The sequence below is a fragment of the uncultured Gimesia sp. genome (assembly GCF_963976445.1).
Classification (GTDB): Bacteria; Planctomycetota; Planctomycetia; order Planctomycetales; family Planctomycetaceae; genus Gimesia.
Window position 1 is genome coordinate 42223 of the sequence record NZ_CAXBKP010000031.1, and the last position, 25873, is coordinate 68095.

The 25873-nt window shown below is 49.5% G+C and carries 22 protein-coding genes; 10 read left to right on the top strand and 12 right to left on the bottom strand.

The features are described 5' to 3' along the window. Positions 1-10: 10 nt before the first annotated feature. Complete coding sequence (locus AAC022_RS23965; protein ID WP_339735245.1) at positions 11-1063, bottom strand: hypothetical protein; 1053 nt, start codon at positions 1061-1063, stop codon at positions 11-13. Between the two features lie 267 nt (positions 1064-1330). Between AAC022_RS23965 and AAC022_RS23970 the strand changes: the two genes are divergently transcribed. Next, the gene (locus AAC022_RS23970; protein WP_339735247.1) at positions 1331-3943 is read left to right on the top strand and encodes a PVC-type heme-binding CxxCH protein; all 2613 of its coding nucleotides are present in this window, start codon (positions 1331-1333) and stop codon (positions 3941-3943) included. 25 nt (positions 3944-3968) lie between these two features. On the opposite strand, the gene AAC022_RS23975 is transcribed toward AAC022_RS23970, so the two are convergent. Continuing rightward, complete coding sequence (locus AAC022_RS23975) at positions 3969-4883, bottom strand: peptidyl-alpha-hydroxyglycine alpha-amidating lyase family protein (RefSeq protein ID WP_339735249.1); 915 nt, start codon at positions 4881-4883, stop codon at positions 3969-3971. A 311-nt stretch (positions 4884-5194) separates the two neighbouring features. Between AAC022_RS23975 and AAC022_RS23980 the strand changes: the two genes are divergently transcribed. Continuing rightward, positions 5195-6349: a serine hydrolase domain-containing protein gene (locus AAC022_RS23980; protein WP_339735251.1), complete on the top strand. Its 1155-nt coding sequence runs from the start codon at positions 5195-5197 to the stop codon at positions 6347-6349. Positions 6350-6845: 496 nt separating this feature from the next. On the opposite strand, the gene AAC022_RS23985 is transcribed toward AAC022_RS23980, so the two are convergent. From AAC022_RS23985 to AAC022_RS24005, 5 genes are all read right to left on the bottom strand, one after another. Then, positions 6846-7493, bottom strand: coding sequence for a class I SAM-dependent methyltransferase (locus AAC022_RS23985; protein ID WP_339735253.1), 648 nt, complete (start codon positions 7491-7493; stop codon positions 6846-6848). Positions 7494-7773: 280 nt separating this feature from the next. After that, on the bottom strand, positions 7774-8373 hold the full coding sequence (locus AAC022_RS23990) for a DinB family protein (RefSeq protein ID WP_339735255.1): 600 nt from the start codon (positions 8371-8373) through the stop codon (positions 7774-7776). A gap of 76 nt (positions 8374-8449) precedes the next feature. Further along, positions 8450-9232, bottom strand: coding sequence for a helix-turn-helix domain-containing protein (locus AAC022_RS23995; RefSeq protein ID WP_339735257.1), 783 nt, complete (start codon positions 9230-9232; stop codon positions 8450-8452). Positions 9233-9796: 564 nt separating this feature from the next. After that, entirely contained in the window at positions 9797-10999 is a 1203-nt protein-coding gene (locus tag AAC022_RS24000) for an NAD(P)/FAD-dependent oxidoreductase (RefSeq protein WP_339735259.1), read from the bottom strand. A 127-nt stretch (positions 11000-11126) separates the two neighbouring features. Continuing rightward, positions 11127-11375: a hypothetical protein gene (locus AAC022_RS24005; protein ID WP_339735261.1), complete on the bottom strand. Its 249-nt coding sequence runs from the start codon at positions 11373-11375 to the stop codon at positions 11127-11129. 169 nt (positions 11376-11544) lie between these two features. Here AAC022_RS24005 and AAC022_RS24010 point away from each other — a divergent pair, with 169 nt between their 5' ends. From AAC022_RS24010 to AAC022_RS24045, 8 genes are all read left to right on the top strand, one after another. Further along, positions 11545-11922, top strand: a complete 378-nt coding sequence (locus AAC022_RS24010) for a hypothetical protein (protein WP_339735263.1) — start codon at positions 11545-11547, stop codon at positions 11920-11922. Positions 11923-12067: 145 nt separating this feature from the next. Beyond that, complete coding sequence (locus AAC022_RS24015) at positions 12068-12487, top strand: hypothetical protein (protein WP_339735265.1); 420 nt, start codon at positions 12068-12070, stop codon at positions 12485-12487. 373 nt (positions 12488-12860) lie between these two features. Then, positions 12861-13910, top strand: coding sequence for a nucleoside monophosphate kinase (locus tag AAC022_RS24020; RefSeq protein ID WP_339735267.1), 1050 nt, complete (start codon positions 12861-12863; stop codon positions 13908-13910). Positions 13911-14248: 338 nt separating this feature from the next. Further along, positions 14249-14446: a cold shock domain-containing protein gene (locus AAC022_RS24025; RefSeq protein WP_339735269.1), complete on the top strand. Its 198-nt coding sequence runs from the start codon at positions 14249-14251 to the stop codon at positions 14444-14446. 237 nt (positions 14447-14683) lie between these two features. After that, positions 14684-15379, top strand: coding sequence for a hypothetical protein (locus AAC022_RS24030; protein ID WP_339735271.1), 696 nt, complete (start codon positions 14684-14686; stop codon positions 15377-15379). Between the two features lie 92 nt (positions 15380-15471). After that, complete coding sequence (locus AAC022_RS24035; RefSeq protein ID WP_339735273.1) at positions 15472-16101, top strand: hypothetical protein; 630 nt, start codon at positions 15472-15474, stop codon at positions 16099-16101. A gap of 301 nt (positions 16102-16402) precedes the next feature. Then, positions 16403-16549 (top strand): hypothetical protein, encoded by a 147-nt coding sequence (locus tag AAC022_RS24040; protein WP_339735275.1) that lies wholly within the window; start codon positions 16403-16405, stop codon positions 16547-16549. An 88-nt stretch (positions 16550-16637) separates the two neighbouring features. Further along, positions 16638-16835, top strand: coding sequence for a cold shock domain-containing protein (locus AAC022_RS24045; RefSeq protein WP_339735277.1), 198 nt, complete (start codon positions 16638-16640; stop codon positions 16833-16835). A gap of 1042 nt (positions 16836-17877) precedes the next feature. Here the strand turns inward: AAC022_RS24045 and AAC022_RS24050 are convergent. The 5 genes from AAC022_RS24050 to AAC022_RS24070 form a co-directional block, all read right to left on the bottom strand. Continuing rightward, positions 17878-19461, bottom strand: a complete 1584-nt coding sequence (locus AAC022_RS24050; protein ID WP_339735279.1) for a TlpA disulfide reductase family protein — start codon at positions 19459-19461, stop codon at positions 17878-17880. A gap of 1101 nt (positions 19462-20562) precedes the next feature. Continuing rightward, a complete protein-coding gene (locus AAC022_RS24055; protein WP_339735281.1) occupies positions 20563-22089 on the bottom strand; it encodes a hypothetical protein in 1527 nt (508 codons plus the stop codon). A 16-nt stretch (positions 22090-22105) separates the two neighbouring features. Continuing rightward, positions 22106-24064: a hypothetical protein gene (locus AAC022_RS24060; RefSeq protein ID WP_339735283.1), complete on the bottom strand. Its 1959-nt coding sequence runs from the start codon at positions 24062-24064 to the stop codon at positions 22106-22108. Between the two features lie 613 nt (positions 24065-24677). After that, positions 24678-25580, bottom strand: a complete 903-nt coding sequence (locus AAC022_RS24065; RefSeq protein ID WP_339735285.1) for a hypothetical protein — start codon at positions 25578-25580, stop codon at positions 24678-24680. 93 nt (positions 25581-25673) lie between these two features. After that, positions 25674-25802, bottom strand: coding sequence for a hypothetical protein (locus tag AAC022_RS24070; protein ID WP_339735287.1), 129 nt, complete (start codon positions 25800-25802; stop codon positions 25674-25676). Between the last annotated feature and the right edge of the window lie 71 nt (positions 25803-25873).

A 25873-nucleotide genomic window follows, 5' to 3' on the forward strand; every position in this document is an offset into this window, starting at 1 on the left:
GGGAGTTTAACTACTCGGACTTCGTTTTCTTTTTTTTCAGCGTACCGTAAGGCACACCGATGACTCCATCAGATTTTTTTGTCCTGTCATACAGCAATGAATTCGACTTGGGTTCCAGTAGATCATCGTTGAATAATTCTGGTGGAAAAGGAGTATTCACATCTTTCCAGGATAAACGGATTCGTTCTACCCGCTCTTCAGATTTCTGCTGAGAGAGGTAATAAGACTCATAGACCTTAGGAACGTGAATTCCTTCGATTTTCTCGAATTCATTCTGCACAGCGAAATTGCCCCCCCATTCCCCTGTCTGAGATAAACGCGTCCACTCAATCATTTTGACAACGCGAGAGGACTCGTCCATTGTAATCCAATAAACCCTATGAAACTCGGAATATTTACTTTTCGGATTTGTATTTTTTATTGCTTGATGAACCAAATAGAATGTCCCCTGTTTTTCAACGGCATCGATCTCTATCTCCAGAGAGTGCTTTACGAAGCTCTCGATATTCTTGGGGTGATTCATTAGAAAGTGAGGAACATAGGAAAACGAAAACAGGGGAAATTCATCGCAATACTTGGTTCTGGGCATATAGTCCACGTTACGCTTTGAGATGCGTTGACGCGATCGTGCTTCGGGGAACTGCTCCGATAGATATGTTGCGTCCTTACCCCGGATAAAGGTGCATTGTTTTTTCATTCCGTCTGTCCATTGCGCCCAGAGCGCTGGCTTCACTTGTCTATCGAAAATCAGTCTGATCTTTATCAGCGGTACCCTTCCCGCGTGCAGTCGCTTGGGAAGAAACTTCTCGCGTTCAATGAGCACGAGACCCGATTTCAAAGAGGTATCGGGACGTAAGGCCTTGGTTAATAGTTCCAGCCCGAACTCTTTCGACAGGCCTGTCTCTTTGGGAATTTTCGGGCGCTCCGTTTGAACCAGGTTGATCACACTGTCAGGCAGTTTCTCAGGCCATGCGTAAGGCTCTTCTGCCAACAGTGACGTCAATGACAGAGAAGCCGTGATCGCTGCTGCTACAATGGTTCTTAGGATTCGGTGGTGTAACATTTCTCTCCCTTCTTTCAAACGATGCCAGTTCAACCAAGAGAGTTTCACAATAACGTATTTCCCGAATAGAAACCATTATTTTTATGACCTACTGCAATTCTTAATCACCTGCCTCAACACATTTACGCACGTTGATGCATTGTTCTTTTCAAACCCGTCTTATAAACTATCTTAACTAAATAGCAGGCAACTGACCCGCAGCTTGACTCATTGAGAAATTAACACTGCTGAGAGCAGATCACGCTAAATAACAAAAGAGAAAAACCTATGAATCATTTTACAATCTGCTCCCTGATTATCGGCTGGGCTCTCGCCATTGGTTCGCTCTCCGCTGCAGAACGGGAACCGCAGGTAAAAACGCTGCAACCGGGCGTGCGACTGACACTCGTCGCCGAACATCCCGAGCTGGCAACTCCCACGGGAATCGATGTCGACGCACAAGGCCGCATCTGGGTTGTCGCCACGCACACTCATTTTCGACCCGACGATTATGTCGGCCCGGAGCATGATGAAATCCTGGTGTTCTCCGATATCAACAAAGCGGGTCGCGCCGAAAAACGACAGGTCTTCTATAACGCCACCGATGCGACAATGGACCTGGAACTGGGTCCGGATGGCTGGGTCTATCTGGCCGAACGGGACCGCATTCTACGCATCAAAGATACCAATGGCGACGGCAAAGCCGATGTCGAAGAGAACATCGCCGTTCTGAAGAGTGAGGCCGATTATCCCCATAACGGTCTGGAAGGACTCGCTTGGCATCCGAACGGTGATCTGGTATTTGCGATCGGTGAGAACTTTGCGAAACCATGGTCACTGACGGGGACAGATGGAGTGACCGTCAAGGGAGCCGGCAAAGGGGGCATCTTCCGTTGCAGCGCCGATGGCAAAAAACTGAGACGTATTGCTGTCGGCTTCTGGAACCCCTTCGGCATTTGTGTTCGCGCAGATGGTGAAATCTTCGCCGCAGAAAACGATCCCGGCGAACGCCCTCCTTGTCGACTGCTGCACATTGTGGAAGGTGGTGACTACGGCTATGAGCGCAGCTATGGTTCAGAAGCACATCATCCCTTCGTCAGCTGGAATGGAGAATTGCGCGGCACCCTTCCCATGATTCATCCATCCGGCGAAGCCCCCTGTGGAGTCTTGCCGCTGGGACGCGGATTACTCGTGCCTTCGTGGAGTGATCATCGAATTGACTTTTTCCCGCTGACTCCTAAAGGAGCCAGCTTCACATCCAAACCCATCACGTTAGTCAAAGGGGGCCGCTACTTCCGCCCCAGTTGCATCGCCAAAGATCCCAGCGCCGAAAAACAAAAACGCGTTTATTATCTCTGCGACTGGGTCGACGGTCGCTATCAGGCGCACGGTTATGGACGCTTGTGGAAACTGGAGATCGATCTGGAACAAGCAGACTGGGTGGGAAAGCTGGATCTGGAACCACCCACAAAACAAGCAAAATTGGCGGCCCTTCTGCGTAGCGGCAAAACGTCATACCAACTCAAAGAATTGTTTGAGTTCGCTCAAAACAAAGACCCGTTCCTCGCGCAGGCTGCCTTGCAGGCGCTGGCACGACTAGCGTCAAACTGGACTCCGAAAGAGGTCGCCGGTTGGCCAGCCTTTGACCGCATTCAGGCCGTGATGGCGTTGAAACTCGCCAAGGCAGACCCGCAGAAATGGGTCCCAGTATTCCTGGATGACAAAAACCCGGACGTGCAGTTCGAGACACTCCGCTGGATTTCGGATTACGGTTTGAAAGCATTTCTACCGGAAGTGGAACAGAAATTAGCTCAAAGCGACCTCGACTACCGGCGGTTCGAAGCCGCCATCGCCACCTGGAATACGCTAACAGGAAAACCCGAAGCAGGCATCCGCAACCCGGAGATGTTGTTAGCCAAGGTCCAGGATACGAAGAGCGCACCACGCATCCGCGCTTATGCACTGCGACTGCTGCCAAAGCAGTCGCTTGCCGCCCCCAAACCGGGAGCGCAGCCAGTAAAGAATCTCCCCAAGGGTCTTACGCTCGAAATGCTCCAGCAACTTCTGGCCGTTAACGATGAGAGGCTGTCGCTGGAAGTGATCCGCACGCTGGCTGGCAATCCCGTCGCTGCGCAAAAGATTCTGGCTGGTATCGCCGCCGATCCTCAGCAAAACGTGAAGCTGCGTGCGGAAGCGGTTGCCGGACTGGCCACGATGGCAGAACAGAATTCCGCACTCTTATACCAACTGGCAGGAGACAAGGAACGCGCCGTGCGTGAGGAAGCCTTACGCTGCCTCAGATCAATTCCACACACGCCTCAGCAGGTGGAGACTCTGAAACGCCTGGCCAGTCAGTACCCCGAATCCAACGATCTGTTTGCAGCCGCGTGGAATCCCAAAAGGCTCAGCGTCGGTCGCCCTGCTCTGTTCGATACACAAGCCTGGTTACAGGCGCTGGAAGCCGTCAAAGAACCTGCTGACCCGGAAAGCGGTCGCCGGATCTTTCATCACGGCCGACTGGCAAACTGTTCTCACTGTCATCGGCACGGCGGTCGCGGGAATGTCGTCGGTCCGGACTTAAGCAGTCTGGGCAACAAACAGGACCGCACCTGGCTGTTGAAGTCCATTCTCGAACCAAGTCGGGAGATGGCTCCGGAGTACCAGCCACGAACAATCATTCTCAATGATGGTCGCACCTTTACGGGAATTCGACTGCGATCCTATATTAAAGAGACCATCCGTGATGCCAATGGGCAAAATCGCACATTTGATCGCAACGATGTAGACACGATGATCGAATCGCCGATTTCCTTCATGCCCTCCGGTCTAGTCCATGCCTTAACCGATCGTGAGTTAAAAGATTTGATCGCATTTCTGGAAAGCAATTCGCATCAGAAATGATGCGACTACTGACAGGCGGCGGGCGTCATTTTTTCCGTTGCAGCGTTTGCAGCCGACGGCCGCCGATTTCTGCGATGAAAAGATTTCCCGCCGCATCGGCGGCCAGCATGTGTGGTAGATCATATTCCCCCGAACCGTTGCCTTTCTTGCCCCAGGAGTTAACGACTTTGCCGGCCGGATTGAGTTGCAGAACTTTATTCGCCCGGCCGTCCGCTACAAAGAGTCTTCCTTTGGAATCATATTCCATGCCATACGGGGCAAAGCCGGGCCAGACTTCCAGCAGGTTGCCTTCCGTGTCGAAGATCTGCACGCGGTCATTCTCCCGATCACCAACCAACACGCGGCCTTTACCATCGATAACAATCGAATGGGGCAGATTAAACTGTCCCGGCCCTTTGCCCGGTTCTCCCCATTGGCCGAGATACTTTCCGTTGGCAGCGAACTTCATTACACGACTGTTGCCGTACCCATCTGAAACGTAAATTTCTCCCTCAGGTCCAAAGGCAACATCTGTCGGCTTGTTGAACTGGTCAACGCTGTTACCGGGTTTGCCCGATTGTCCCAGAGCCAGCAGCAACTTTCCTTCCGGGCTGAACTGAAACACCATGTGCTGGCCAACGTCGGTGACCCAGACATTATCGTGCCGATCAACACGCAGACCGTGTGCCTGGCCGATCAGGTTGTCGCCCCACGACCGGATGAAGTTTCCACTCCGATCAAAACAGAGAATCGGCTGTTTGCCACGATGGAAAAGATACATCCGACCTTTGCTATCGAAATCCACGGCCGAACAGGGCCCAAGCGTAAGCCCTTCCGGGAGTTGGATCATACTGGCGACTGGTTCAAAGTCGATTTTGTCACCAGCAGACGAACGCTCCGCCGTAAGCAGCATCATGGCGATCGTGAAAACAAATACGCGATAGGTGCGATGCAGATTCATACGAGGCTCTCCAGTGGGACGATACGCCAATTACAGGTACAGACAATTCTAAAATGCCTGTTTCGATTTAATCAGTGTACTCAGCGTGAATCAGACTGTCGAGACCGTGACCGCTTGTGCGGATGTTGCTTTATGGCAACAATGATTTTTCTGTAAAATCCGATTGTTCGGATGTATCAATCATGGTTTTCACTACACACAGACTCAATGCAGACGAATCGACGCAGCCTTCCGGATAGTGTGTTACGTTTCGTTAGACAAAGAATCCATTTCAGCCAACAACATTGAGCGCACTCTGTCAGGACAAATCAATGACGACATTAGATAACTCGGCGCGTGTTTTTTCTCCACTTTGCTGCTTATTTTTTTTAAGCCTCGCTCTGGTTTTCACTCTTCCGAAAACAACACAGGCTGAACCAAATAAATCTGTAAAATATCAGGAGAAGATCCCTGCGATTCGAAAACTCGTCACAGAGACAATGGCCAAAGAAAAACTGCAGGCGGTTCTCCTGGGGATCACGGTCGAAGGGAAAGAACTCCTGATCCTGGCAGAAGGGGAAACCATGACCGGTGTGCCTGTGACAGCTGACATGCACTTTCGCAACGGCAACGTCGCGGTGGCTTATATGGGGAACCTGTTTTACCAGCTCGTGGATGCAGGCATCGTGTCGGCTAACGATCCGATCTGCCTGTGGTTACCGGAGCTGCCTGATGCGCAGAACGTCACGCTCGAAATGCTCCTTAACGGCACCGCTGGTTACCCGGACTTCATGCCAATGGACGTGTTTCAGAAAAAGCTCTACGCCGACCCGTTTCACCAATGGACGCCGGAAGAACTGATTGAACTGGCTTTCACTGAGAAACCGAAATTCAAACCAGGCAGCGACTGGAGCTACGCACATACCAACTTTGTGATTCTCGGCCTCGCGTTGGAAAAAGCCGCAGGCAAACCGTTCGGCGAACTCATGCAGGAACGCGTCCTCACCCCCTTCGGCTTGCAGCAGACCGCTGCCCCCAACACGCCTCAGATCCCCGCGCCCGTCCTGCATTCCTACACGGACGAGCGGGGACACTTTGAGGACGCCACTTTCTGGAATCCTTCCTGGACGTTAGCCCGCGGCGCGGTCCAAACATCAACGATCCGCGACACCCTCGCCGGCTTCCGCGCCATCGGACAAGGCCAGCGTCTCAAACTCGAGTCGTTCCAGGCCATGCTGAAACCGCACACGGCGGGGATGAAGTTCTGGACCAAAGACCGCTACTACGCCCAGGGCATCGTCTTGGATCAAGGCTGGCTCACGCAAGGCCCCAGCTTCGCCGGCCTGTACGGCACCGCCGGTTACCTCCCTGTCAAAGACCTCACCGTCACCCTCTGGTGCACGCGATCAATCGATTCCCAACCCAAAGGCAATCCAACGTCCGCTCTGTTCAAACAGGTCACCACGATCTTAACGCCAGAGAAATGAAGCGGCTGATTCGCACGCATACCAGTCAGTTCTGTTTTCGCCGTCACTGACAGGAAATCGAGATTCTAATTTCGCCTACGACAAATTCGGATTCACGCCGGGTGTCTTAAACTGACTGTCGCGTCACTCAGTCGCAGTTCGAAATAACGAACGTTTTGGGGATTTGTGGCTGTCCACAAAGTGCGCCGGACGATAAATTCGACGCGTTCAAGCGATTTGCCTATTCTGTATCGGACAATCGGACCGATGTGGATTCGGGAGTCGCATTTCTCTGCGAAGTATGTCACACTTTAGCGACTTAGAGGTTACATAAATGTAGCGAGTTCATTGCTACTTCCTACCGCAGTTCCGAATTCCGAACCTACGCACTTCTCTTAGGAGTTTGAGCAGCAACGGAACAGAAACCCACGCTAAGGGATGGTGTGATGAAACATCGTGCGAAAGGGTCGATAGGTCTGCACAATGCAATCGAGTGGATTGAAGGCGGCACCAATGGTTATGATATGTGTTTTTTCTTTGCTGCAACAAAATAACTAGACGCTCCTCTGTAGATCTCTTCAGTTTCAATAGCCTGAAAATTCCCATTTGCCACTAAATCGTCTAATTCAGAGCTTTTAAGTCTTCTTATGGGAATGGGAATTACTCCAGCTGCACACAGTATCCGAACAAGCTGAATCTGAAGATTGACTAGGAACGACATCTTGCCCCGCAAGCAAGGTGTTACAGAAATAAACAATCCCTCAGGTTTTAGTAATTCATGCACTCTTTTCACGGCATCTCGGGGGTTCGGAACTGTGTGCAACATATTGAAAGCCAGAATCACATCAAACGATCCTTCTCTGTATCTTTCGTCAAAAATATCCGCTTTCACGAAACTTACGTTTTCGACTTTGCTCGCATCTGCTTTCCCTTTTGCTGTCTCAATCATTTTGGATGATATATCAATAGCATGAATCTCATTCACCTGACTGGAAAGTTCACAGGATGTAGTACCTGTTCCGCATCCATAATCCAAAACAATATCGCTACCCTTGAGGTGTTTTCTGGCGTTCTCCCTGCTTTTACTGTGGATATATTCAAATCGTTCCTCAGTCTTATCGTAGTTGCTTGCAGATTTGTCCCAGAACTCTTCCGATTTATTCATAGTCTTACCCCTCTCGCAATTGTTAGATCGTTTTGTCAGTCGTATCGTTGTCGGTCCCCACGTCCTGAATTGGAAGACGCGTGACCACCTTAGCGGGCGTTGAAGAATGATGGCAAGAAATACGTGCTAAACGTCTGAACTTCATGGTCCAAAAAAACTAGGCATGTACCGGACCGGATACAGACACAAATCAACAGCAAGGCCGTCACTCCCATCGCTGGCGACCCCGAGATCACATGAGACTCTGCGAACGGACCGGTATCGGGTCGGGTGGATGTTCTTACTGACAGACGGGCTGCAGACCCAAGGAAGCGCGAATGGTTGCGACTTGCCCTGCGTGCATGAACTCATGTAGCGAGACACCATGCGCCGCCGCAATAGGATTTGGTGCAAACGCAGCGAGTTGTTCCGGGGACGCCTGCAATGAAGATTGATCGTCGAGCGACTTTACCCATCCAACCACGCGTTCACGCGCGTTGGTCATGCGTTCGAGAAGCTCGTCGCGACTTGGGTAGTCAGTAGCGTTATCACTTACCGAGGTCTTTGCCGCAAAAAGTGCGTCGTGACCATCAGGAAGGCAACTTGGCTCGTTGGTGAACGCTGAGACTACCGCATCGTCCGATTGAGCAATGTGGCCCATGATCCAGAGGGCATGATTGCCTGCCCCGCCGGCGCGAGCTGCCAGCTGTTCGTCAGACAGTGATGTCAGTAAGCCCAACAGAAAGCCACGCGATTTTTCCATTCCTTCTATGGCGATGGGGCCAATTGAAAAAGCTTGAGTCGTACTCATTTCGTTACCTCGATTAAAGTGTCGCGTAATGGAAGTCCGGTAAAGGTGCTGGTCGCAGAACCGGTTAGACGATCGTCTACTAGACTTCATTATCGACTAAGTGTTGGCTTCACACAATTCCCGATTAGGGAGTGACTGGTGCTTTTATCGCCCTAAACACGCCGGACTACGAATAATCTAGAGCCTGAAAGAATTCAACTGCCGTATCGTCGAGCGGAAAGAGTAGCTCAATTCGCAATTCGCTGAGCGTAATCTCTAGTGCGGACTCAAATTTCATTACGGTGAAGAACGTTCGAATCACTTGGTCGCCAACTCGAAAACGGGGGCCGATAACATCTGGGCTATCTTGTGATGATTCGGGCCTCTCAACCTCCCTCAGGTGGTCCATCGCACGCTCAACTAGGCGGGCAAGCTCGACATTGTTTGTGCGGGCGACCTCATGCTGCTGCCGGTCTATCCACGCCCAAGCGACCTCTGCCCAGTTCTCCATGCGGTCCCGATATGGTCCTGGCGAAAAGAACACGTCTACGGACTGCTCTGGGGACAGCTTCAGGCAGTCCGGAAACATCGTGCGAAATGGTCGATTTACCAGCACAATGCAACCCAGCGAGTTGAAGGCAGCACCAGGGTTCGGCTCGTGCTGTGCGAGTATCGATTCGACAGCTCGAAGATAAGGCTGTGTTCGTTCATCTCGCAAGTCACGTTCAGGAAATCTTGGGGTGAAACCCGCCGCCACCAATAAAGCATTTTGGTTTCGAATGGAAAGGTCGAGTGCCTGCCCCAAACGCAACACAATGCTACGTCCCGGGCGTGACCTCCCGGTTTCAATAAAGGATAGGTGTCGAGGTGTGGTGCCCGCAGCAAAGGCCAATTGCTGCTGACTCAAAGCTGCCTTCTTACGCCACATTTTAAGCAAATGGCCAAATGTTGTTTTAGAATTATTACTCATAAAGCGATTTTAGGCAATGTCGAACTACGTAGTCAATCCTACTTGATTCTTCCAAATGTGCTCTCCAATTCGCCTATTGTAATGCACAAATCACTCAAACTCGATGTGCTAGTTGGCTGGCGGCATAGCTTGGATTCGCGGTCTTTCTCGAATGATTGGGTCTGATATTGTCAGTTCCAGTGGCTCTCTCATCAGTGTCTAACCAAACGACACCGATGTAACTTATCCCAATCTCGAACTCGCTGAATTTACGTCAACCTCGCTCAAGCACGTTCCCATAATTGTGTCGGTCAGATAGTCCGATGCTACTTCGAGACTCGGCTTGGTGCATTCGGTGTGAAACGCCAACGCAGGTTCTGCACAGAAATCGCGTGCTCAAGATGGCTACACCCAGGCATGTTGACATGTAGTCTGAGATCCAAATAACGACCCATTTCTCTTGCTCGCCGACGAAACCTAATCAGAGGCCGGTCACAGGCAATTCGACCCGATTCTGTTCGCGAAAGTCGTCGAATAGGGTACTGCAAAATAAATGACCGTTTTCGCGAAACTCATCACAGTGCGCTACATCGCGTTGCCGGCAATCCAGGCTGTTGTCCACGCGTTCTGAAAGTTGAAGCCGCCGGTGATGCCGTCGATATCCAGCACTTCGCCCGCGAAATAGAGGCCCGGGCAAACGCGACTTTCCATCGTGCGGAAATCGACTTCTTTCAGGTCCACGCCACCACAAGTCACGAACTCTTCTTTGAAGACGCCTTTCCCTGCCACTTGAAATTCGCCGGCAGATAATTCTGTCACGAGCGCCTGCGTTGCCTTTTTTGAAAGTTCAGCCCATCGAATTGGTTGCGGACCGACGGCGTGATCGACAAGCGATTTCCATAACCGTTTTGGTAACTGCCAGGGGCTCGCAACATCGACTGTCTTTTTGGGATGAGCTGCTTTGAATGAATTCAGTTGCGCGCGAATCTGGTCGGCACTGGATCCCGACAGCCAGTTGATTCGCAGTGTGGCGTTGTAATTCGAATCGTGTAGTTCTCGTGCAGCCCACGCGGACAGTTTCAATACCGCAGGACCACTCAGTCCCCAATGCGTCACGAGTATCGGTCCCGATTGGCTGAACGTCTTCAAGTCGGTGACTAACTGACAATCAACGTGTTCCACCGCAACGCCTGGCAAGTCTTCGATCCGTGGATCGTGAACTTTGAAAGTGAACAACGATGGCACCGGCGGAACGATTTGATGCCCAAGACTACTCAACAATTCGAAACCGGCTCGGCTGCCGCCGGTCGCCATGAGAATTCGGTCCGCTTGAATTGATTCGCCAGATTGCAGAGTCACGCAGAATATCGAGTCTGTTTTACTAATCGCCGACACGTTGGCGCGAAGACGAATCACTGCTCCCGCGTTTTCCGCCGTGCCTTGCAAGCAATCGACAATAGTCGCTGAATCATCGGTCGTGGGAAACATGCGGCCATCCGACTCTGTTTTGGTCTGAACTCCGCGCGACTCAAACCAGCTCACGGTATCGGAAGGCTGAAACTTGGTGAAGGGACCACGCAGCGCCTTCCCGCCCCGTGGGTAGCTATTGACCAACTCGCGGGGTTCAAAGCAACTGTGAGTCAGATTGCAGCGACCCCCTCCAGAGACGCGTACCTTCGCTAATACGGACGAGGCAGCTTCGAGGATCGTCACATCGTGACCGTTTTCGGCAGCCGCAATCGCCCCGAAGAATCCCGCTGCGCCGCCGCCGATTACGATAACGTTCAAATTTCGTCGCCTCGACTGAACTGGGGGAAATGCCAAAATACTCGACTGACGTCGTGTGGTCAAAAAACACAGCCGAACGGTAAGCCTCTACGGATTTACGACTTGCGGCAGCTCAGAGTCTAGCATTTCAACCGATTGATTTCACCCATGCGACTTCAATCTTTCCTGCAATCGCGTTTAATACTGGTAACTTCCCAATTCTACGCGACAGAGATTGCTCACATGACATCCGGCCCTGATTGCATTCACGATGAAAACAAAATCTCTCGATGGACATCACGTAAGCCTGCCCGGTCTTCCAGACATAGTGCATCACTCGCAACTGATTTCGCAGCTCGTCAAGGAGTTTGGGCGACCGGTGAATGGCAGTGGTCATACTGCGTGATCCTGATAGAGAGGAGAGGATCAACATCGCTGTCATATCAATCTTACCTGAATAATTTACGACATGAGCACAGGTTTATGTGTAGTCAATTGTTAACAAACAGTAATCTTGATAGATTTAAACGTAATCAAATTCTGTCTATCAATAGTTAGAAACTTTTATGAACCGACTTGAAAGATTTTATCAAAATGCAGGTCTACTTGGGATTGCCCAGACCTGTATTATTTTATTTGTATTATATTCAGCTCTAAGCAAAGATATTAGACTTGGAATTGCTATTTATACTATACCATCAGTGGCAATCTTGTCTTTTGCTACTTTTTTAATCCGAAATATATTAGTTGACTACGCTGAATTAACGAGAAAAATAATGAATGTGTGTGCTCTTTTGATTATCGTCATATTCATCCTTTTTGAAAAAAAATTCGATCAAGAAAATACACTTTTTCGTTTATTTATGGCATCCTTTCTTGGCTCGTATATCAGCTCATACTTCTGGCTACTATCCGATTTCAGAATTTCTCGTGTGCTATCCTGACAATGACAAGCACACAGACCATAAAATGTGCTCAAATATTTCTTCCTTTTTCTTGCATGTCACTAAACAGGGAAAAGAGACTAAGTCTTTTTAGACAATCCATATTTTGTCTTTCAAGAATTATTCCGCTCAACGGAACTCTCCAATGACAACGATCGACACCCATTATGCAAACACGGACTTTGATCTGAAATCCGCATCGTCGTTCGACACATTGCACAGGGAGCTTTCATCGCGATGCTTCGCTCTATTTTACACGCACGGCGAAGATGGTCACTATCATGCGTGCTTCGAATCTGACCATGATGGCGAAACACCTGAATCTGGTGCCGATCGCGACATTCTTCTAATCGTTAACGCCATCAACATGCTTTCCGATTCCGCGAAGGCGGAACTTGATCTATGTTACCTCCGTGAATTCAATATAGGATTTCATTGTGGCGACTCGTGGGCTTTCGTTCATTCAATACCGCACAAAGCAGTAGCGGCTGCATCGAATGTCGGATGTTCATTGGCGGTAACGCTATATCCTATGCGTCAACCTGATGGCACTCCACGCGAATAATCATGGCAATCAAACGCCAAAATGCGGGATAACAAAATGTTACACCGGAGTTGCCGACCGGGCCAAATTTGCAATTGAGAATCGCTGGCGGCAATCCAGTGATTGCAGGCATTATACCATTGACGTTGGCGCTGCCGACCAGCTCTTGGCAGCTCATCCGTATTTCGGGAATCGCAAGTATCGACCGGTTTTGAAGACACTTTCATCGCATCAAACAAGCCTTCTGGCGTGATGTATTTGTGCGCCCTATTCACCCGCAGCACGATGGTTTATAAAAGAAATCCCTACAGACTGGTCGCGTTCGACGCCCGGCAAATTCACTTATTCAGGCAAACGGTATCTCCAAAGTAGCCCTTTATCAGGAAAAGATATTATGGTCGAAACTAACGAGCTAACACCCAACACCTTCTTTGTTGAAGTGTCTGGATCTGGTCTGCCTGAAGTAGATGGTCTCTTCGTTCCTTCAACGGCACCGCCGGCTCAATCTGAATCGGGAACCATCTCCAGCCTCGGCTACTGGAACGGCAAGATGGCGTGGGATCGTGCGGATGGAAAATCCGCCAGAAGCCCTGCATTCTCCTACTCCAACAGTTACACCTCCTGGAGAATCTGCCGTCTCGATGGTCATCTCGCATACGACATCACCTGCGAAGATGCACTGCCACCAACCGACAGAGAATGGCACGTCTATAAAAAAGGAGTCGCACCTGCGCCTCAAGTCACAATCCACCACTACGATCCGAGACAGCCCTGCCCCGAACCCAACGTCGTGTTTGTACTCGGAGGCCCTGGTGCGGGAAAAGGAACGATGTGTGAGCTTGCCGAGTCTCAACTCGGGTGGACGCACTTATCCACGGGTGATCTCTGCCGCGCCGCGCGTCAGGCGGGAGGTCCGAACGCCGCCACAATCGAAGAATCCATGACCGCCGGAAAGTTGGTACCCAATGAAATCATTGTGACCTTGCTGAAGGACAAGATGGAGACGGTTATCAGAACGACAGGCAGGAACAACTTCCTGCTGGATGGCTTCCCCCGCTCTCTATCTAATTTGGAAGCGTGGAACGAGATCTTCGGCAAGGAAGCGGAACTACCTAAAATCTTGTACTTCGAGTGTCCGTACCCTATTCTCGAGCAGCGTATCTTAGGCCGTGCCAAATACTCTGGCAGAAGTGACGACAATGTCGAGAGTATCAAGTTGAGATTCGACACCTTCAAGGCGGAAACGCTCCCCACCGTTGAGCACTTCAAGAGCAAAAACAAGTGTATTGAAGTTGACACCAGTCAAGATCGTCAGACCGTCTATTCCCTCGTCGTCAGCAACCTCGCAGAGTACACCGATAGAAAGTTCGCTGCCAAACCGCTCACCGAGAGAGCTGAGATACTTCTCGGTTTGAGAGCTTATCCAACGCAGGAGCAGAGATGAGGTGCTATTGGTCCTGAATGCTCAATATGTCGAAAACGACGATCCAGCGTCCCGCAAACTCGTCGGGAGCCTGATTTGAATTCTCGGACGTGCCGATTATCGGACGGTTTTTGGGACAGCGAACGTGTTCGCTTTTCGGACTCGTCAGTAGCGAATTTTCTGAACTCTCTGTGCAGACGCTCCGCTGTTATACAAGAACTCAGAACAAACCCTGTCGCTGTCAGTTGACCTAACAACTTCCAGTACGTTACCATTCGTTTACGCGGCGAAGTGGTCTCTCCAATGTAGTGTCAGACAACGCCGCAGTAAAAAGTTCTTTTTGAGGAATAGCACTAAACATGGCAGAAGGCACGATCAAGAAAGTGACACAGAAGGGTTTTGGATTTATCGACACCGAAAGTGGCGAGGACTTGTTCTTCCACTCATCGAACCTTGAAGGAGTGACTTTCGAACAACTCCAAGAAGGACAACGAGTGTCATTCACCGAAGGACGTGGACCAAAAGGGCCATGTGCCGAAAACGTCAAGACGATCTGAAGAAGCTGAGATCAACATTCGTTTTCAAACAGGGAGAAACAGATATGGGTGATAAGGGAAGTAAAGATAAAGGCAGAAAAGAACAACAGAAAAAAGCCCTGCTTAGCCCAAAGGAAAAACGAAAACTGAAACAAGAAAAGAAGAATAAATAGATACGCAACGTTGCCTGTCAGGCTTCCAATTCATACGTGTTGCCTGTCAGGCTCTCAATTCATACGTAACGAAACCAGCTTATCTATGGAACCTCCGTTCTTCGAAATCCTTGCCTACGAACCTACCGAGCTCGGCATACTGTGTTTGCGGCGTCGCGAGTTGCTGTGTGAGCCAGGGACGATCGTCACTGAAGTCACACTGGACCACGAATTTCTGATGAGCAGTTACCTGACGGCGTCCGAGAAGGCGCTGTCGGAAATCGCTCTACAGATGCACTCAGGATCCCGCCTACGCGTTCTGGTCGGAGGCCTCGGCTTGGGTTATACCGCTTGGACAGCGCTGGAATCCGATCGAGTTTCACAATGCGAGGTTGTCGAGTTTCTTCCTCAGGTGATCAACTGGCTGGAGCAAGGGCTGGTCCCTCTGTCAGAAAAACTGAACGCAGACAACCGGCTCAAAGTGACTCAGAGTGATATCTATCAGCAACTCGCCAGTCCGCCGGAACAGAAGCATGACTTGATCCTCATCGACGTGGATCATTCGCCGGATGATAACCTGGACGAAGCCAACGGTAAATTCTACACGGCCGAGGGATTGCAACGTGCGAAGCGCCATCTTGAAGAAGACGGGCTTCTCGGCGTCTGGTCGTACGCAGAGAGTTCACCGTTTGTCGATGCGTTGCATGAGGTGTTCCGCGAAGTTCGTATTGAACCCGTGACCGTTTTCAACAATCTGATTAACGTACAACAGACCGACTGGCTGTTTTTTGCTCGTGATTGAGTCTGCTGCAGTCGATTCTGAATCGACTGTTTCTTCACATGACGGGGTGTGGTACCTCGCACTGAATCGAACTTCTTACAGGATTACTTGATGTGCCTTTGGTGGATATTGAAATTTCGAATAGCGATTCAATCTTGCCCGACGAGATCGTTGCTTTTCTTCGCGAAGCAGATGTGAGAGTCAGCCAGTATCTCCAGGATAGCCCACGCCGCGCCACTGCCTTCGTCCCGAGTCAATTCAAAACGGTCTACCACGCTTTGCATGCCATCATCGACGGGAATCTGGCCTCCGGAAATTCGTTGTGCGAATGGGGAAGTGGTTTCGGCGTGGTAGCGTCGTTAGCCTCGATGCTTGAGTTTATTGCCTGTGGCATCGAGATTGAGCAAGATCTGGTCGATGAATCCCGAAGACTGGCAGAAGATTTTGGCTTGCCCGTGGAGTTCGTTCAAGGCAGCTTCATTCCCTCAGGCGCCGAAGCCTGTGCCGAGGAAGCCTATGCCGACAACAACTCCGCGTATTCCTGGCTCATCACTGATGCGGACAATGGATACGAAGAACTGCAACTTGACCTCGATGAATTTGACGTAGTTTTTGCCTATCCCTGGCCCGGTGAAGACTATCTGATCACGAGTTTGTTCGAGAAATATGCCGCCGAGGGGGCACTGTTGCTGACGTACGACTACCCTGAGACAGTCTACCTTCGACGGAAAGTGAGTGAATAGTCTGGTGGCCCGCAAGACATTCGGGCTTCAACACTCAATACCAGACAACAAGCTCAGGTTTGGAAGATTCATTTTCCGCGGAAATGACTGCCGACTGCTGCGTTTAGAACTGGCCTGCCAGACCCTCTTCTTCATTCCAGGCGATACGTCACGCTTCCAGATGTACTGCTAACCTATGCCCCCCGCACGATGCGACGAAGACAGTTGGTGGAGATTGAACGGTCACCGCGGTCGGAGGAGCCCCGTTCGATCAGCGGTGAGGCACACCTCGCAACAGGCTGTAGACGGCTCTGGTCCGATTATGTTCGCCAAACTCGCCGAGTATGGTACTGCAAATCAAACGACCGCCTGTGAGAAGGACCCCGGATATGCCAGTAAATCCCACTATTCGCCGGTCTCAGACATTATTCCACGTCACTTCGCTTGTTTCGTCCACGCCGCCGGTTAGAATTAAGCACTGCGGTTAGACAGTCTAAACCAGTCGTTCTGGGCGACGCCGCTGAGATGTTTTTATATTATTAGGGAACTGAACGAAGATGTCAGAAGGTACAATCAAGAAGCTAACGGACAAGGGTTTTGGTTTCATCGCTACAGAGACTGGCGATGACATGTTCTTCCACAATTCAAACCTTGAAGGGGTGAGCTACGAACAACTCCACGAAGGACAACGCGTGTCATTCACAGAAGGACAAGGGCCAAAGGGACCAAGGGCCGAAAACGTCAAACCAATCTAAAAATCGACACAATTCGGAAGACAAAGAAAGCTGACGAAAATTCGTCGGCTTTCTTTGTCGGACGCGAGGGTGCCCAAGAGAAACAGAAGGAGAGCGGTCTCAGGCTCGTCGAAGAACAGGATGCAGGCACGAGTGTCAAGCAGTCCTGGCTCGATGTACGTCCAAGGTTCGTGATCGATCTTGAGGGCTCGTCGAAAATTTGAACGCATTCGCCTTCACCTCTGGCACCGATTGGGCGGAAGACTCAGCTTGCGCAATTTGAGCCGAGAGCCAAGCCTTTGAAAAAGTATGTGGCAATTGCTCTCTTCGGTCATGCTGTTCTGCGTGTTGTGGACGCTTATGTTTGTCAGTCTGCGCTATTCGTACTGGCTGACTCTGTTGCTTTCAGTGCCGACTGCAGGATTGTTGGTCCGGCTGTATATTCTGCAACACGACTGCGGCCACGGGACATTCTTCAAGCCCAAAAAACTCAATGATATGATCGGGTTCACGCCGCCCGTGACGTTTCTTGCTTGTTCAGCCGGAGTCTGGTTGTTCTAAGTGCAACACAATTTTGAAACGATATACTGGCAGCGTCACAACCGTTTCCAACGAGTAAATCGGCTCACCCTTTGGCAGAGCCTGTCCTGTATCAATCTTAAGCTTTGGGATGAAGATGCAGGCAAGATGGTTGGCTTCCGAGATCTCAACAACTGCAAGACCACACGTTAGGGTCACTTGCATTTAAGAGTTGCGAGACCAGTATTTGTGTCACAAAGTCGTGAAGTGAGATTCACACCGTAAAGCCACCGTTTTCGCTGACTCCACGCGCTAGCCAAACTCATACCTTTTCGCGAATTCAGACTCGACCAAACAATTTTTGTCTGGACGGGCTTTAGCATGCACGATTTAACCAACTTTTTCTCGGAAATATCTTTCGCTCGGTTCGACGCATCGGTCGATTTACTGAAGCAAGTTCACGTCGACCTTCAAATTGTCGAACGGTCTGGAGCAGCAGCTAGCATCATTCGTCATACTCATGCTCAACTTCCGAATGTCCAGTCTATTTTTTTAAAAGCCGTGGAATCAGGGTATCAAGCTGGCCCCGTGCCTCGGTCGAATAGAGATTGCCGCTTGGGTCGATCAAGAAGATGACTGGGATTCCATCGACTCCCCATGATTCTGAAAAATCATTCTGCGGCGAACCTGTCAGCACTGCGCGGTTATCGCGTCCCAGATAATACTGCGGCCAAGGAATTTGCTCCTTGTCTACGAACGACTTCAGTTTTTCCAATCCTCCTTCGTTTTCAGGTACATCGTGACTGACTCCGATGAATTCGACCCCCTGATCATGGTATTTGGCATATAGTCGCTTCAATTCGGGGATTTCACCAACGCACGGACCACACCAGGTCGCCCAGAACTCCACCACGACAATCTTCCCTCGCAAATTCTTCATCGAGACTGCTCGACCAGAGATCGCGTCAGTGAACTCAAGCTCAAACGGCTCACCAATTCGCTCGCGTTTTCTGGTTTTCCCTTGCGCTAATCGACCACGGACAGAATCGGGGTATTCTTGAGCGATGCGCCGCGTTACCTCAGTGCTTTGACGACTGATGAGGTAAGTATCCACAGTAAAGCACAAGGCCCCGGCTAAAGCGAAACCGAGAATCAAATGGCGAATTTTGGAGAAACGTTGGAAGGGCGCTACTTCCGAACGTTGCCGGACGGCCACAAGTAACAGAGCCATGGTGCTGGCCGCCACAATGACGAGCCAAAAACGGTAAGTGCCAACAAAGCTGATGAGGCTTGACTCGAGGATTCGATTCAATGCCAGAACTACCTCTAAGACAGCGGCTTCGAACTTTCTCAGGCCTGGGAAGTGCGGGTACGAGATGTGTAGGAGAACGAACAACGCAATCCCCAGTAATCCGAAAAGAATGCCGAGTCTTAGCCATTTCCATGTGTTGGATGATGGCCTGTGTGCAGTCATTGCAACCATCGCACTGATCACGACAAGGAGCACAATGACCGCTAGCCGCAGATACCACGCGGAATTAAGTTTCATGACTGCGCTGTGGAGGACCTCGGCAGATCGGTTGTCTTTGGGCCACTCGCTGACGAACTTTTCAGCGAGTACGACGGCGGCAGGTCCGTCAATCGGTCCGTTCAGTTTGAAAATAGTCTGACAAAATAGCGCATCGCTTCTCAGTTTGGAATCCGTTGTTGTCTTGAGAACATCGTCGATTTCGGCGTTCAGTTCGCGCATCGAATCGAAGGTGCTTTGACCATTGGTCGAAGGCTTTCCTGCGAGTAATTTCAACGATCGCCAACGTTCTGGCAAAAACTTTGCGACGTGAGGGTCATCCGGGGAAGCTTTACGGAGATCACCGATCAGCGTTGCGATGTTGATATGTGTTCGGATGAATTCTTCGTTCGGGAGTGGGCGATGGGACGTTCTCAGTTCGTTCTCGATCTGATCGATCAAAACATCCGTTGGCATCTTTGGCGTCAACGAGGATTCAACCGGACCTGGTTTGTTGGGGATTCTCTCGTTGATGGGTGGTGGATTACCATTTGACGAGGAGAGCGTGCTGAAGCACAGGCCACCGATACAGAGCCAGGTGAATATCTTGGTTGGGAACATTATGGAATTCTTTATGCGTCGAATCATTCTTTTGACTCCATTCCAGAATTTCGTCCAGTGTGATATCGACGGGTTTGTTCCAGTTTGGTTTAACGCCGGGGATTTCAATCAGTAAAATACGCTGCCATAATGGCGATACTTGCCAGTATGGTAAACAGCTCACTGATGCTGATTGCCAATTTCTTTGTGGAAGTCATGCTGCTGCTCCGGTTTCGGTTTGCAGGCCGTCAGACACACGAAATGAACTTATTCCAGCCGAGATTTCCCATATGGATTAGCCTGAAACCGCTCCAGGTATGGATTGTAACTGCTGCGGTCTCCTGTGTCTAAAATAAAGTGATTGTTCTCCACTTACGCCTTACGCCGTTGCAGTTCTTGATGATGTTCAAGTCCATCAGCTTGTAATCGATGTTAGATGATCGGTTGATGTTCAAATACAACTTGGCAAATTTGGATGACCGCGACAAAGCAGAATAAACGGATGAACCTGAGCCGGAATAACGTCGCGCGTTCGCTTTGCTCATCAACATCAACTCCCGTCCCGGTTATTCTGATCGTTATACACGTCCGGCCGCCAAAAACGAGTGTAATTGGCGTCAACTCCAACACGCAGAAGTTGGACATACTTCTGCGGCGAAGCAAAGTCTCCTACTCGCGTCGGTGTTTAAGAACGAAGTAGAAAGTTGACGAGTCGCTCTCCCAGAAACCCGTCGGGAGCCTGATTTGAATTCTCGAACGTACCGAATATTGACCGTTAAACGGTTTCGCGTCAATTCGGTCTGATCTGAAATTGATCCATGCCAGTCTGTCCGCTCATTTTGTCCGCGAAACTCGCCGTTTGCGGTTTCGTAAAAGATTACGAACGTTTCCTTCGACAAATGCGATATCTACTGGCTGGTGATTATTGTATCGAACTTTTTGTCACGACCCCTCACTCAAGTTAGAAGCAATACGCAGCTCCTGGGGTAGGTGCTTTCGACCTGATAATGAAACAATGTGTGAGACAAAGGGCATCATTTTCGTTTCATGCCGTCACTCTGATGATCGTAGCATTTTTGCCAAGGAAATTTCGTTATAACAAGTGAGGACATTCACCAACAATCAGATCTTGATTGAAACCTCGACAAACTTATCGTTTTCAATTAGGGAATTCGTGTATTCCTGAAGTTCATCTGCTGACATTCGCCCTTGGAATTCCGCGATTTTTTCTGTTAGTGGAATTTCGTCGTCCAAGTCAAAAAACAGATGGTCTGTATTTTGAATAATCGTTCTCCCTTTTGTTCGTTCAAGCAACGCCTTCAAAATGGCCCGGTTCGGCATTGTGGATTTCCATCCAGAATTAATCACGTCATAATTGAGCGTCGCCATTGCCACCAGATCAGGATGCTCCATCATTTCGAGCCCAAGGCTCTGTGCCGTTCCATTGTGACTAAGGTGATGTGCAACCTTGTAAAATACGACCCGGTTCAAGAGATCCTCAGTCGTTAGATTGGAACCCGGTAATACTTCGTTCCATTGAATATCTTGCCAGCTTTCCCAACTTCCAAACTCTGCATCTCCGGGAAAGAGCATCACCTTGCCACTCTCTTCAAACTCAATCGCAAGTACGAGGCTCAGGTTATTCGTCAGGCTGTTCATTCGCAAAGCTAAATTTGCTGAGCTTTGTAACCATTCATAGTCAATTCGCCTCCAGGCCTCTGCTGTGTTTTCATAAGGAGACTTTCGTAAGGTCGATTTTGAAGCAAACGTTGATGCAGGAAAAGGGGCGAGAGTCGTATCGCTTGAAACATCGCCGTCAAAATTCATGGTACGAGTAAAATAGTCACTATCTTGAATCTGGAATCGCAAAGCATCGAGCGCATAGTCTTCAGGGTCCAGCTGCTTGTTATGTTGATAGGATTCGCCAACTTCACCACTTTCCTTGGCAACTTCACCGTGAGTTGTTGGTGGCCCGAGAACAAAAATCCGAACGCCATCCAGACCTTCGATGTCGTATAGAATCTCACGAGGAGAGAGGTAGTTAATCTCATGTTGTCGATCTAATTCCTCTTTGGCAATTTGCATTCCTTTCAGCGGCCCCTTGTACTCCTTCTCATCCTCATTCACATGAAGATCCGCAAATCCCTGCACCGAGTTCGCAAATTTCTGGTGAAACGACAACAATTCATTCGCTGCCAGTGAACCTGCCAGCTGGTTATTGAATTCAGATGAATTCACATCCTCATTTAATTGTTTGGCGGCACGGGCAAGAGCCATTTTTTTTTGACCATATTCCGTTTTCCATTTCTTGACTTTTGGTTTCGCGTCGTTCTCAGTCCATCCCATCCACAATTCACCGACAGAAAGTCCTTCGACAAATAATTCTTCACATCGTTGGAATCCAAGAACATGATCCTGGTGCTCGTGCGTGATCACCAATGCGTCGACGTGACCATCAAGATCGTGAATCAGTTCCTCGACAAATGGCGTGAGCCTCGCCTTCGATCCAGTGATGCAGCCGCAATCGAACAACATGGTGTAAGTGGTTTCAGCCTTATGCAGAAACTTCAAAGAGATGCAGTCTCCCGTCCCCATTTTGTACATGCGGACTTTCACATCTGTGATGTTTTTTTTCGGATTGTCAGGCATTGCTCAAACCTAATGATTAGTGGTTGTGCAGTATGGAAAACATGTGACCAAAACGATTGTCGTGCCCTATGCCAAAGTAACTCGCAAATTCGGAGATCGTTGTTGGCAGCACTTCGGACTGGAATTGATACTGACTTAGAATTCTTGTGCTCGGTAGCCGTGTTTTTCTACCGTCTGACCGATTTGGTTCGAACAACGGTTTTGAAATGGCATATTTGAGCCGAACATCCTCAGAATCAAGATCAAATATGAGAGTCGAGCCTCCCTGAACTTCGATTCCACCAATCGGTCGTTCTTCGTGTCTGGGGTCATAGTAGTGAACGAATTCTCCAGAACGTATCACGACGCCTATTCTTTGGATCAAACTAAACACGATCTGGTTGACAATCTTGCCATCGGGCCCAACTCGTGACACAAGCCTCAAGTTTTGAATTTGAAATGAGGGACGATCACGCACTACTGAGTCGCCAAAATTAAATTTTTCCCAGTTAAAAACAAGTCCTGTCAACTTTTCGAATTCGTAGGTAATTTTGAACTTGTGGGTCAAACGCCGGTGTAACCCGGTAACATTCGAACTACCTGCTATATATGTTTTTGTGATGTTAAAGATTTTTTCGCGTTCGGTTTCATACAATAGCCTTTCTCGGTACTTCTTCAAAAAATCAACGAGAATACGGATGCTCCGCTGAGTATCATCTGACAGATTCATCGGGGAAGGAAAGCGTAGACTCTCTTCGCTCAGGTTCTTTAGATTGGTGGGATAGATTCCGCGCCGTCTAAACGAATCGATAAATGCAAGACGATAGTGAAATTTATCGTCGTCAGCTAAATCAAAGTCGGCTGTAATGATCGCTCGGAGAAAATCACCAAAGGTAATGTCAACAGGCGGACAATAATCGATTGCTCTGATACACATATTCAAAACGTGCTGGGCAGACTTGGATGCTTCGTTTGCCAGACGATTTACCAAATCGGGTGAAAGTTCGCCTTCCGGCATCACTCCGGATCCAGCAGTTGCGATTCTTAACAGATCTTGAATGCGTCGTTTATAGATCGTCAGAAATGCCTCAAAGACTGCCGCGACAAGAATGCTTCCTCGATGATGTGGCTCCATTACCTCCTGATACTCAGCCGGATCGGGTTTCTGTGGCACCCATTGACCGGACTCGTCGTAGCTACCGAGTGCATTTCGCAAGCTCCCATAACGCCCGATCGAGACCCCAAATTGCTGAGCAAGTTGTCCCAACAAATTCTGATCATCCAGATTGCCCCTTGTCCTGCTGATTTGATGTTTCAGAACGTCCGGAAACGTAAAATGTTGAAACAAAGCAATGATGTCTGCGAATGCCTCATGAAAGGCAAGAACATCTGGATTTGTTGGCTGGTTGTATTCGCGGTGCAGTCCATCCAAAATTGCATGTGTCACTTCGTGGGCAATAATGTCATGGCTCAAACAGGTAAACACCAAAGAACCCGGCATCTGTAATGCAACATTGTTGGGGGTTGCCGAAAAGTATCCGAAGAGTACAGCTTTCTTAAGCGGGCTGTAGTAGGCATTGGCCTCTCGAATTGCGTGCGGGTAGATACGCAGCCTGGGAACGTAATCTTCATAAGCCCCCGGACCTTCTTTCAAACGCGTGGCCCAAAACAGCTTTCGCCCGAGTGCTTTCTCAAAATTTTTGATCGTGACCATGGCAACGGCGTAAACCATCTGTTGATGAAACTGGGGATTACTTTCGCTGGGATCTAGCCCGCTATTTACCAACTCGAATTCACCATTCAAATCAACGGGTTGATACATTTGCTTGATTGTTGGATCGTAGTCAACAACTTCGACGTACTCGCCTATCGGCCCGGGTTTGAGTTCTTCCCAGGGAATGTGATAGTCAATTGTGTTAATGTCAACCGTGTCAATCAGCAGCGAGAGAGAAGGGTCGAATGCATAGCCCTTCAGGTTTCTATTTCTTGGATGCATTAGAATCGTCCTGGCTGCAATGTGTCAGAAATGATACTAAAGTATAGGATGACAAGATTGCACTGACTGTCAATCATTAATTTATATTTTCACATAACGCGATATCTTGGGAGTCCTAATGATTCCCCACGTTCACACTGATAAATCCCCTCAATCACTCAGACTAAGCCAGAGGATATTCAAGAGGTGTACCCTGCCCAGCACGAGGGCGTAAGGGAGGACGTCCTCCACTGGATCCATAGTCACCTAAAGTGTTCTGGCAAAAAGCTGTTTCGCGATAAATCGAACAGTATAGATGACTTCTGTGATACGTTGAAGATTTCGAGAACAACTCTTTACAAATACGTTTCGTTGCCAAACACAAAAGATATTCGTTCCGGAAAAACGTCTGAATAACGAAATGAAACTTTTGGATGGTTGATTGAATCATCGTTGATTACATCATCAACAAGTATGCGATCCAGTAAGCTCGCATATTGAGTCATCAAGTCTTAAATTCTGTTCGTGATACTCGTCGAACGCAGGACAGTAAAAAAAACGAAGGTTTTCCAAACCGGCGGGTTCTTACGCGACGCTGAGTCACAAAACGGGATGCGCAGAACAAGTCGTCCAGCTAATCAATGGCAACCGGGGTCACCATAAACAACGTTACGATGTTCTCCGGAGACGCGGTATCGGATTCCGCGTTCACCGACTCACTTTGTCTTCCCAGACTCGAAACCGTCCTTACCACAAGTGTTTCCCCGAGGTTCATTTCAGCTTTTGTGTTGACGCGACGCACTGTCAGACCGGGGACAGTCAGACCATTAATTTTTACCGAGTTCGTATAGTCTCGATGCGAGATCTCCGGACTAAATTGGAGCTGGATCTTTCCATTGTCGAGCAAACGTGGTTCGACCTTGCAAAAAACGCCGAGCCGCTTCCATTCGACGGAGGTTTGATTTTCCCCGGCAGGAATCAGAATCGGAAATTCGCCGCCACTCTTAAACGTTGCTGGTCGCCCGGGAGCAGTGACGATTTGCGGACTTGCATGCACCACTGTCACCCTGCCCGATTTTTTCAGTTGCTGGATGGCTGCCTCTGCATTCTTAAAAACCGAGACCGTGGGATCAGTACGCTTCTGCGGGTCGGTTGTGGAACGTACCGGCTCCGCAGCCGCGGCAAATTCTGCGGCTGCTTTGCTTGATAGTTCAAGAATGAAACAGCGGCAGAGAATTTTGTTCGGGCTTCCCGTCAGCCGTCGTAGTTGCTTCGATTGTTTCTGCAGCGTTAGAATCTGTCGCGATAACTCAACTTGCTCTCGGATGATTCGTTGTTTGAGCTGGCCTGACACTTCGCGCAGCTTCACTGCTTCTTCGGACAGACCCGCTGCTTCCAATTGCTCCATCGCCATGCGGAGATGATCCAGGGCCGACAGACTGCGGCTCTTTTCGGGGGCCGATTGAGTAAGTCTCTGAGGCTTAGGGCACTCTTCCGGTTCGGCACCGAGACTGATCGTCGCAAGAGAGAACGACAATGCGAAAAAACTAGTATAGCGTGCTAACCTGCTTAGGCTCCTTTGACGCGAATTCTATGAAAACTGGTCGATTTTTGTCAATCAGAGTTAAAATCAAGCCGCCGGATGATCGCGTCTTTGGGAATAGGCGGTGGGTCGGATTTTGTCAGCTGCCCCATATAGAACAGGCGAAGTATCGCGGAATAGTGCCATCAAGTTATAAGTATCTTGGGATTCCGCCATAACGCCCCCATTTGTAAAAAAATAAGCTACCCCACCCCTAATCTCACCGACTGCCTTCTCGGTTGTTTTTT

Bases quoted from the DNA above. Each gene is read 5' to 3' on its own strand.
- AAC022_RS23965 (WP_339735245.1), bottom strand. From the start codon at position 1,063: ATGTTACACCACCGAATCCTAAGAACCATTGTAGCAGCAGCGATCACG.
- AAC022_RS23970 (WP_339735247.1), top strand. From the start codon at position 1,331: ATGAATCATTTTACAATCTGCTCCCTGATTATCGGCTGGGCTCTCGCC.
- AAC022_RS23975 (WP_339735249.1), bottom strand. From the start codon at position 4,883: ATGAATCTGCATCGCACCTATCGCGTATTTGTTTTCACGATCGCCATG.
- AAC022_RS23980 (WP_339735251.1), top strand. From the start codon at position 5,195: ATGACGACATTAGATAACTCGGCGCGTGTTTTTTCTCCACTTTGCTGC.
- AAC022_RS23985 (WP_339735253.1), bottom strand. From the start codon at position 7,493: ATGAATAAATCGGAAGAGTTCTGGGACAAATCTGCAAGCAACTACGAT.
- AAC022_RS23990 (WP_339735255.1), bottom strand. From the start codon at position 8,373: ATGAAGTCTAGTAGACGATCGTCTAACCGGTTCTGCGACCAGCACCTT.
- AAC022_RS23995 (WP_339735257.1), bottom strand. From the start codon at position 9,232: ATGAGTAATAATTCTAAAACAACATTTGGCCATTTGCTTAAAATGTGG.
- AAC022_RS24005 (WP_339735261.1), bottom strand. From the start codon at position 11,375: ATGACCACTGCCATTCACCGGTCGCCCAAACTCCTTGACGAGCTGCGA.
- AAC022_RS24010 (WP_339735263.1), top strand. From the start codon at position 11,545: ATGAACCGACTTGAAAGATTTTATCAAAATGCAGGTCTACTTGGGATT.
- AAC022_RS24015 (WP_339735265.1), top strand. From the start codon at position 12,068: ATGACAACGATCGACACCCATTATGCAAACACGGACTTTGATCTGAAA.
- AAC022_RS24020 (WP_339735267.1), top strand. From the start codon at position 12,861: ATGGTCGAAACTAACGAGCTAACACCCAACACCTTCTTTGTTGAAGTG.
- AAC022_RS24025 (WP_339735269.1), top strand. From the start codon at position 14,249: ATGGCAGAAGGCACGATCAAGAAAGTGACACAGAAGGGTTTTGGATTT.
- AAC022_RS24030 (WP_339735271.1), top strand. From the start codon at position 14,684: ATGGAACCTCCGTTCTTCGAAATCCTTGCCTACGAACCTACCGAGCTC.
- AAC022_RS24040 (WP_339735275.1), top strand. From the start codon at position 16,403: ATGTTCGCCAAACTCGCCGAGTATGGTACTGCAAATCAAACGACCGCC.
- AAC022_RS24045 (WP_339735277.1), top strand. From the start codon at position 16,638: ATGTCAGAAGGTACAATCAAGAAGCTAACGGACAAGGGTTTTGGTTTC.
- AAC022_RS24050 (WP_339735279.1), bottom strand. From the start codon at position 19,461: ATGTTCCCAACCAAGATATTCACCTGGCTCTGTATCGGTGGCCTGTGC.
- AAC022_RS24055 (WP_339735281.1), bottom strand. From the start codon at position 22,089: ATGCCTGACAATCCGAAAAAAAACATCACAGATGTGAAAGTCCGCATG.
- AAC022_RS24060 (WP_339735283.1), bottom strand. From the start codon at position 24,064: ATGCATCCAAGAAATAGAAACCTGAAGGGCTATGCATTCGACCCTTCT.
- AAC022_RS24070 (WP_339735287.1), bottom strand. From the start codon at position 25,802: ATGGCGGAATCCCAAGATACTTATAACTTGATGGCACTATTCCGCGAT.